The sequence below is a fragment of the Staphylococcus sp. Y174-1 genome (assembly GCF_049897865.1).
Lineage (GTDB): Bacteria > Bacillota > Bacilli > Staphylococcales > Staphylococcaceae > Staphylococcus > Staphylococcus saprophyticus.
In genome coordinates this window covers 1-8846 of the sequence record NZ_JAFCXB010000012.1, presented here as the reverse complement: position 1 = coordinate 8846, position 8846 = coordinate 1, and the positions used below count along the sequence as shown (strand labels likewise).

Genomic DNA, 8846 nt, shown 5'->3' with positions numbered 1-8846 from the left:
CTTACAAGCTGAAGGTCAATCTCCTTTAGAAAGTTTACGTAAAGTTAAATCTGTAATTAGTAATTCTAAAGTAGCAGTTGCAGGTGGTATTAAACCAGATACAATTAAAGATATTGTTGTAGAAAATCCTGATTTAATTATTGTTGGTGGCGGCATTGCAAATGCTGATGACCCTGTAGAAGCTGCTAAACAATGTCGTGATATTGTAGATGCCCATACAAATGCATAATCAGTTACAATTAATATTAAATAAGATTAAACTAAACAGATAAAAATGCACATGTAGTTGGTGAAAAAATTAGAAAACATTTTATGTTTAAATTTCCTTTTTCTAGTGTATATAGTACTTAGGTTTTAAAATATAATTGAAAGGTATGTTGTATTATGACTAAAAAAGTAGCAATCATTTTAGCAGATGAATTTGAAGATATAGAATTGACTAGTCCAAAAGAAGCATTAGAAAATGCTGGATTCGAGACTGAAGTTATTGGAGATACAGCAAAACATGAACTTGTTGGCAAACATGGAGAGAAAGTAACTGTAGATGTTAGCATTGCAGATGCGAAACCAGAAAATTATGATGCATTATTAATTCCTGGCGGATTCTCACCCGATCATTTACGTGGTGATGAAGAAGGTCGCTATGGTACATTTACTAAGTATTTTACTCAAAATGATGTGCCTACATTTGCGATTTGTCATGGTCCACTTTTACTAGTTGATACTGATGATTTAAATGGCCGCACAATAACTGGAGTTATCAATGTACGTAAAGATTTATCTAATGCTGGTGCACACGTTGTTGATGAATCAGTTGTAATAGATAACAATATTGTAACGAGTCGTGTCCCAGATGACTTAGATGATTTCAATAGAGAAATTATTAAAAAATTAAAAGCATAATTTGTAATATCAATCAGTATTTATTATCTAAGAGACTAACAACAAAGTTTATAACTTTGTTGTTAGTCTCTTATTGTTAGGTTTTTATAAAAATAAAATGAACTTAACTTCATTAAGATAACTTATAATCTACGATAAAATATTAGATATTCTACATACTGTTTTGTAATGTAACCTATTTCGAAATTCTACTAATCTTTTAACTTCATCTATATTATTAATTGTTAAAAAGTACAATGGAGGGCAATTTAATTTATGAATGATATTACCATTATAGGAGCTTCACAAAATAATTTGAAAAATATAAATATAACTATACCTAAACATTTAGTTACAGTATTTACAGGTCGTTCTGGTTCAGGTAAGTCATCACTGGTTTTCAGAACAATAGCTGCTGAATCTGAACAACTTTTAAATGAAAGTTATTCTAGCTACATTCAATTTCATTTAAATAAACAGCCTAAACCAAAAGTAAAAGCAATTAAAAATCTTCCTGTAGCAATGACGATTAGTCAAAAAAGATTTAATGGTAATTCTCGCTCTACTGTAGGTACAGTATCTGATATATACGCCTCTGTTAGATTGTTATGGTCAAGGATAGGCGAACCTTTTGTCGGTTATTCAGATGCCTTTTCATTTAACAGTCCCAATGGTATGTGTGAAACATGTGAAGGATTAGGTTACATTGAAGACATTAATTTAAATGCGCTCTTAGATTGGAATAAATCTTTAAATGAAGGTGCTATTAATTTTCCATCTTTTGGACCTGATAAAGAAAGAGGGAAAGCTTATCGTGATAGTGGTCTGTTTGATAATGATAAAAAATTAAAAGCATATACAAAAGAAGAATTAGATTTGTTTTTGTATCAGGAGCCAATAAAATTAAGAAAACCACCTGAAGAATGGCGGAAATCAGCAAAATATGTGGGACTTATACCTAGGTTTAGAAGAATATTCTTGGGAGATAAAGAATTTAATAAAAAACGTTATGCTAAACATCTTAAAAATGTTGTGGAAAATAAAATTTGTCCAACTTGTAACGGTCAACGTTTAAATTCGAAAATTTTGAGTTGTAAAATTATGGGAAAAAATATTTCAGATTTCACACAAATGACTGTAAAAGAAAATTTAGCATTTCTTAATAAATTAAATAATTCAACAGCCCAGTTTATTATTGAACCACTCCGAAAGCAATTAGAAGCACTTGATTATATAGGATTAAGTTATTTAACTCTTAACCGTGTAACCACTTCTTTATCAGGTGGAGAAGCACAACGGCTTAAATTAATACGACATTTAAATAGTTCGCTATCTGATTTGGTTTATATCATTGATGAACCAAGTGTTGGTTTACATCCAGAGGATATTGCAAAAATAAATGAAATTTTGAAATCTTTAAAACATAAAGGTAATACAGTATTAATTGTAGAACATGATCCTGATGTAATTAAAGAAGCAGATTATATTATTGATATGGGGCCAAGTTCAGGGGCGCAAGGTGGAGAGATAACGTTTAAGGGAACATACAAAGAATTATTGTCTTCAGATACATCTACTGGGGAAGCACTACGTATCAAACATCACTTAAAAAATGAGATACGTGAAGCAAAGAGTTTTTATCATCTTGGACCAGTGACCCAAAACAATTTGAATAATGTGACAGTTAATATACCCAAGCATGTTTTGACAGTATTAACTGGAGTAGCAGGTTCTGGGAAAAGTTCACTTGTTAAGGCAGGTTTTGCAAAAAATGATAATGCAGTATTTATGGATCAAAAAGCGATACAAGGTTCCGATCGGTCTAATTTACTAACTTATTTAGGTGTTTTTGATAGAGTCAGAAATTTTTTCAGCAAAGAAACTGGATTAAATAAATCTATGTTTAGTTATAATTCGAAAGGAGCTTGTCTCAATTGTGGTGGTAAAGGTTATATTGAAACAGAACTTGCATTTATGGGTGAATTTTCACAAACATGTGAAGTGTGTCACGGTAAACGTTATAAGCCAGAAGTGTTGAATGCAACTATAGATGGCTATTCTATTGCTGATTTCCTTGAATTGACTGTTGACGAAGGTATAAGATTTTTTGATAAAGAAAATGAAATTCAGTCTAAGTTACAAGCTATAAGTAAAACTGGATTAAATTACGTAACCCTTGGACAACCTCTATCTACATTATCAGGTGGTGAAATTCAACGCGTTAAATTAGGCCAATATTTAAATGATGATGTTACAGATAGTATTTTTATATTTGATGAACCTACGACAGGTTTACATGAAGCTGATATTCCTATATTGATAAACTGTTTTAATGATCTTATTGAACAAAATAACACTGTTATTTTAATTGAACACAATTTATCAATTATGTGTGATGCTGATTGGATTATAGATGTAGGACCAGGTCCTGGTCTAGATGGGGGTGAAGTACAATTTAGTGGCTATCCTATAAACTTTGTTAAAGAGAATAAAACATTAACATCTAAGCATTTGAAACTTTATATAGCAAATGATTAAAATTGTTTCATATTTTCATATAGCATTGTTTAGATTTAGAAATTTTGTAACTTAGCGATTCTGAAAATTATCACATGAAATTAATAAAGAAGTCTATATACTGGTTATAATCTGTATATAGACTTCTTTATATATTTATTATTATGGTTTTAGAACTACTTTAATATTATTATCTTTTTTCTGATCGAAAATATCATACGCTTGTTTTGCATCTTCTAAAGGCATTGTATGAGTTATAATTTCTGTTGGATCAAAAACCTCATTTTTAATCATTTCATACAATTTTGGCATTTGATGAATAACTGGCGCTTGTCCACTTTTTACTTGGACATCTCTATTGAAAATTAAATCTATTGGAAAATTGTCTGCAGGTGTACCGTAAATACCAGTTAATTGAATCGTTCCAAATTTTCTTACTGATTCAGCTGCTGTAATAATGGGACTAATATTACCTCGTTGCGCTGAATTTGAACTTATCTCTAAATCATCTTGAACAACTTGGCCATCCATTCCAACACAATCTATAACGACATCTGCACCACCGCGTGTACTTTCATGAAGTAATTTTCCTATATTATCTTCTTTAGAAAAATTATATACTTCAGCGCCATTGGATTTTTTGGCATGGTTTAATCTATGTTCTACATTGTCAATGGCAATAACACGTTCAGCGCCTTTTAATTTAGCAAATTTTTGTGCCATTAAACCAATTGGGCCACAACCGAGAACAATAACGGTATCTCCAGCTTTTACGCCTGCATGTTCAACACTCCAATAAGCTGTTGGGACCACATCAGATAAAAATAATACTTGTTCGTCTTTCAAATCACTATCTGGAACTTTGAAAGAGGAGAAATCGGCAAATGGGACTCTTAAATACTCTGCTTGACCTCCCCAGTGGTTTCCGTGCATGCCACCAAAACCGAAGAGTCCACCATTATTCATTTTCCAACTTGCCGGTGATGGATTAGAATTATCACACTGAGACTCCATTTCATTATTACAATAGAAACAATCGCCACAACCTATGTTAAAAGGTATAACTACTCTATCTCCCTTTTTTAAGGTTTTAACTTCTTTTCCTACTTCTTCTACAATTCCCATTGGCTCATGTCCAATAACAAAATCAGGATCCATAAATAAATCACCTTGATGGTAAAGATGTAAATCAGAACCACATATACCTGAAGCTGTTATTTTTATAATTGCATCCGTTGATTCTTCTATTATTGGATCATGTACTTCACGCACTTCCATATTTTTATGACCTTGATAAGTAACTGCTTTCATTTGTATCATCCTCCTCTAACGATTTTACCCTTGATATTATAATGTAAACTCAGAGGAATAAATTGATTTATTACTCTTTTCAGAAAATTGTTAGTTCATATGTAGCAAAATGCCAAACATCGTATTTATTTAGCCAAAATTAATTAAAAAGTAATTATAGATAAGTTTAATACACGTAAGCAATATACTATACTAGAATAGAATTAAATATTTACCTAAAAGTAACTATACAGTTTGACCCATTTATAAGTAATTGCTGATTTTAAAGAAGAATTTGTGTGTTTTCTTAAACCGAAATAAAAATCTGAAAAGCGAAGGATTTTAATGTTTATTGCTTTTAAAAGCTGATAATTTAAATGTACATTATGTTATTGCTACTTTTTGGGAAATTAAGTTACTTACAAACTATGGCAAGATTCTCGAAAATATAAAGTACCTCATAAGAAAAGAGAGATAAAAAATGTATAGATCAAGATATATTGGTTAACGAGCATGTTTTGAAATGATTAAGACACTCTTTATAAAGAAGTATCTTTTTTATACTACTTTATAGCTTAAAAATTTTGAAAAAATTTTTTAATTTTCATACTTACTTTTTTTCGGTGTAGTTAAAGCTACGACAGCTATAATAATAAATATTCCGCCTACTAGTTGATAGTATCCAAAGGATTCATTTAACCAAGTAATTGAAATGATGATGGCAACAAGAGGTTCTATACTGGATAAAATGCTTGTTTCAGATGGGGATAAATACTTTAAACTTCCGATATAAAGAAGAAATGAAAGAGTTCCACTTATAATCACACCTAATAACATAACAGTTGTTGTGATTGTTAAGTCTTCAATAAAACTTTGAATACTTAAATTTAAATTTAATAAAAAGGAAAATACACCTGCGATTAACATCCCCCACCCAACTACAAGAATGACGCCCCATTTTTTGATTAAAGAAACCGGTTGTATAGTGTAAAATGTAAAACCTAGCATTGTAAGAATTCCAAAAATAATACCCTGTTTGGTTAGAAGAATGTTTTGATACGAACCATTTGTGATTAAAAAATAGAGACCAATTAAAGCTATAACTATAGAGATAAATTGTCTGGCAGTTGGTAGCTGCTTGATTTGTATGGATACATAAATTGTAATAAGGATTGGAGCAAAAAACTGAAACAACATAGCCGTGACAGCATTGCTTACATTGATTGTCTCGATAAAAAAGTATTGAGCACCGAGCATACCAATAGCTCCAAATAATATGAGTTGAAATTTGTGATCTGGGTACTTCCAAATTTCAAAGATTTGTTTTTTTGAAAAAGAAAGATACAAGAGAAGAAAAATTCCAGCTAATAGTAAGCGAAAAACAAGAAAATCTATGGATGAAATGCTGGAATGTTGGAAAAGCCACTGTATCATCGGACCCGATAGGCCCCAAAGAGTTGCTCCACTAATAATCATAATATATCCTATATGTTGATTTTGCTGATTCATTTTAACCCTCCATTGTTAGTATTTTTATTGCTATGATGTAAAAATTGTACTCTTAAGGTATTATAGTGAATATCTGACTCTTTTATAAGTGCCAGTATTTTATTAGTAGAGGGGACCAGATTTAATGTTACAGTTAACACCGAATTTTGATATTCAAGGCAAAGATCCGATTTATATCCAGTTATATTCGTATATTAAACAAGAGATAAAGAAAAAAGATTATTACCTGAAATGAAGTTGCCTTCAAAACGAAAACTTTCTCAGCATCTTTGCGTTAGTCAAAATACTGTTGAATCTGCCTATGGGCAATTAGTTGCTGAAGGCTACTTAAAAGCACTTCCTAGAAAAGGATATTATGTTTGCGATATTGAAGAAGAGGATTTTAATATAAATTATCAAACTCCCCAGTATGTGGAGGAAAAATTAAATAACAACGATGGTTATACCTATGATTTTGCATACACTGGTGTTGATCCAGAATCTTTTCCTTTTAACCTTTATAGAAAGTTGGTAAATGAAATATTTCAAAGTGATAACAAACAAATATTACAGTTAGGCCATCCTCAAGGAGAGCTATATTTACGAAGAGCGATTGCGGATTATATTTACGAAGCAAGAGGAGTAAAATGTTATCCAAGTCAAATTGTTATCGGATCTGGCACACAAACTTTAATGAAGATACTTTTTCTATTATTACCAAAGAGCAAATTTGCTGTTGAAGACCCTGGATATCATAGGAAAATGATGTTATTTGAAAAAGAAACAAATCAAGTAGAATTCATTCCAATCGATTCAGAAGGTATGCTTGTTTCTCATTTAATTAAATCTGATGCAAATGTAGCGATTGTGACGCCGTCCCATCAGTTTCCTAGTGGTATGATTATGCCGGTTTCAAAACGTTTACAAATATTGAAATGGGCAAAAGAACAAAAAGACCGTTATATTATTGAAGATGATTATGATAGTGAATTTCGATATAGTGGTAAACCAGTACCTGCGCTTCAAGGGTTAGATACCGGAGAAAATGTAATTTATATGGGTACTTTCTCCAAATTACTATTACCTTCTCTGCGTATTAGTTATATGGTTTTACCAATTTCTCTAATCAATATCTACCAAGAAGACTTTTTCTTTTATGCTCAAACAGTCTCTCGCATAGACCAAAATATCTTAAAAGAATTTTTAAATAGAGGACATTGGGAAAAACATATTCAAAAAATGAAAGTGGTTTATCGAAAAAAAAGAGATGTTTTAATTACAGCTATTTCAAAACATTTCCCAGAAAGTGTTGAAGTTATAGGCGAAGACTCTGGTTTGCATTTAACCCTACGTTTAAATAATGGTATGACAGAACAAGAGGCTATTGATCAAGCAGCAAAATTTGGTGTAAAAGTAAATTCTGTTTCTGAATACGGGGAAAATGATGGCCAAACCGTCCTCCTTGGCTTTGCAGTACTATCCATAGAACAAATAAAAGCAGCAGTTAAACTGCTTGAAAAAGCATGGTTCGAAAAAAATGCAAGTAATCATTATTAAGATTTTCTTTTTCAATAATGACTCTAAAGGTAAGTATTATACAAAGTATTGTATATAAGAATGATGCTAAAAGAGACTTTTGTTACTCATACTGTGATATCAATAATAGTTTCGATAGTAAGGTTAGTATTTATACTAATATTCCATTATTTTTAATATTAATTTTATTATAAAGATTAACTTAAAGCGAAGTATAATTATACTTCGCCTTTTTAAATATATAATCTAATGACCCTATATACACTATTAATATCAGGAAAAATATTTTGTATGTTTAGAGCGTACTTATATGTCTCTGAGTCGTTCTCTATTTAATATAAATCTACTAGTCAATATAAAAACATATCAATATTCCTGAAAGAGATTATATAAAGTTCGGTTCAATTTTTCTTTTTTAAAAAAATTAACTAATTTTCATTATTAATTAATTTCAAATATTCATCTCCCCATTCACAAATACCATAGACCACATTGTCGAGAGACAAACCAACACTAGTTAATCGATATTCAACTTTTGGAGGGACTACTGGATATATAGTTCTTTTTATTATCATATCCTTTTCAAGCTCCCTCAATTGTCTAATTAACATTCTTTGATTAATATCTGGTAATTTTTTTTCTAATTCACTCAACCTAAGTACTTCTGATTGTAATAAATGATAAATAATAGGGATTTTCCACCTACCACCAATTACTGATAAAGCTAAATCTTTAGAAGTGTAAAATAATTTATTATTATATTCTATTAACAATTTCTTCTCCTCAGTGACGTATTTGTCAGTATTGTATTTACGAAGTTATTATAGCATAATGAATATATAATATATAGGAGGTAATAACATATGGAATTACAATTAGCGATTGATTTATTAAATAAAGAGGATGCTGCAGAATTAGCAAATAAAGTTAAAGATCATGTAGATATCGTAGAAATTGGAACACCAATTGTTATAAATGAAGGATTACCAGCTGTACAACATTTAAATGATAATGTTGATGGTGTAAAAGTATTAGCAGATTTAAAAATTATGGATGCTGCCGATTACGAAGTAAGCCAAGCAGTTAAATTTGGTGCAGACATAGTAACAATTTTAGGCGTTGCAGAAGATGCA

The 8846-nt window shown here is 30.6% G+C and carries 7 protein-coding genes and 1 pseudogene; 5 read left to right on the top strand and 3 right to left on the bottom strand.

Going from position 1 to position 8846, the window contains the following annotated elements; all coding sequences use genetic code 11:
- The 3 genes from ACP7BT_RS13350 to ACP7BT_RS13340 all read left to right on the top strand — a co-directional run.
- Positions 1–229 (top strand): orotidine 5'-phosphate decarboxylase / HUMPS family protein (locus ACP7BT_RS13350; RefSeq protein ID WP_426303790.1); only part of this gene is annotated, 229 nt, incomplete at its 5' end.
- A 155-nt stretch (positions 230–384) separates the two neighbouring features.
- Positions 385–903, top strand: coding sequence for a type 1 glutamine amidotransferase domain-containing protein (locus ACP7BT_RS13345; protein WP_002483572.1), 519 nt, complete (start codon positions 385–387; stop codon positions 901–903).
- A 255-nt stretch (positions 904–1158) separates the two neighbouring features.
- Positions 1159–3420 carry an ATP-binding cassette domain-containing protein gene (locus ACP7BT_RS13340; protein WP_041078979.1) on the top strand — a complete coding sequence of 754 codons (2262 nt, stop codon included), beginning with the start codon at positions 1159–1161 and terminating at the stop codon, positions 3418–3420.
- 141 nt (positions 3421–3561) lie between these two features.
- Here ACP7BT_RS13340 and ACP7BT_RS13335 read toward each other — a convergent pair whose 3' ends face one another.
- Entirely contained in the window at positions 3562–4710 is a 1149-nt protein-coding gene (locus ACP7BT_RS13335; RefSeq protein ID WP_041078981.1) for an alcohol dehydrogenase catalytic domain-containing protein, read from the bottom strand.
- 576 nt (positions 4711–5286) lie between these two features.
- Positions 5287–6198: a DMT family transporter gene (locus tag ACP7BT_RS13330; protein WP_041078983.1), complete on the bottom strand. Its 912-nt coding sequence runs from the start codon at positions 6196–6198 to the stop codon at positions 5287–5289.
- A 124-nt stretch (positions 6199–6322) separates the two neighbouring features.
- On the opposite strand from ACP7BT_RS13330, the pseudogene ACP7BT_RS13325 reads away from it, so the two are divergent.
- Positions 6323–7734, top strand: a pseudogene (locus ACP7BT_RS13325) (PLP-dependent aminotransferase family protein).
- 407 nt (positions 7735–8141) lie between these two features.
- On the opposite strand, the gene ACP7BT_RS13320 reads toward ACP7BT_RS13325, so the two are convergent.
- A complete protein-coding gene (locus ACP7BT_RS13320; protein ID WP_002508649.1) occupies positions 8142–8486 on the bottom strand; it encodes a winged helix-turn-helix transcriptional regulator in 345 nt (114 codons plus the stop codon).
- A gap of 90 nt (positions 8487–8576) precedes the next feature.
- Between ACP7BT_RS13320 and ACP7BT_RS13315 the strand changes: the two genes are divergently transcribed.
- Positions 8577–8846, top strand: a 270-nt coding sequence (locus ACP7BT_RS13315; RefSeq protein WP_426303789.1) for an orotidine 5'-phosphate decarboxylase / HUMPS family protein, incomplete at its 3' end; no start/stop codon positions are given.

Bases quoted from the DNA above. Each gene is read 5' to 3' on its own strand.
- ACP7BT_RS13345 (WP_002483572.1), top strand. From the start codon at position 385: ATGACTAAAAAAGTAGCAATCATTTTAGCAGATGAATTTGAAGATATA.
- ACP7BT_RS13340 (WP_041078979.1), top strand. From the start codon at position 1,159: ATGAATGATATTACCATTATAGGAGCTTCACAAAATAATTTGAAAAAT.
- ACP7BT_RS13330 (WP_041078983.1), bottom strand. From the start codon at position 6,198: ATGAATCAGCAAAATCAACATATAGGATATATTATGATTATTAGTGGA.
- ACP7BT_RS13335 (WP_041078981.1), bottom strand. From the start codon at position 4,710: ATGAAAGCAGTTACTTATCAAGGTCATAAAAATATGGAAGTGCGTGAA.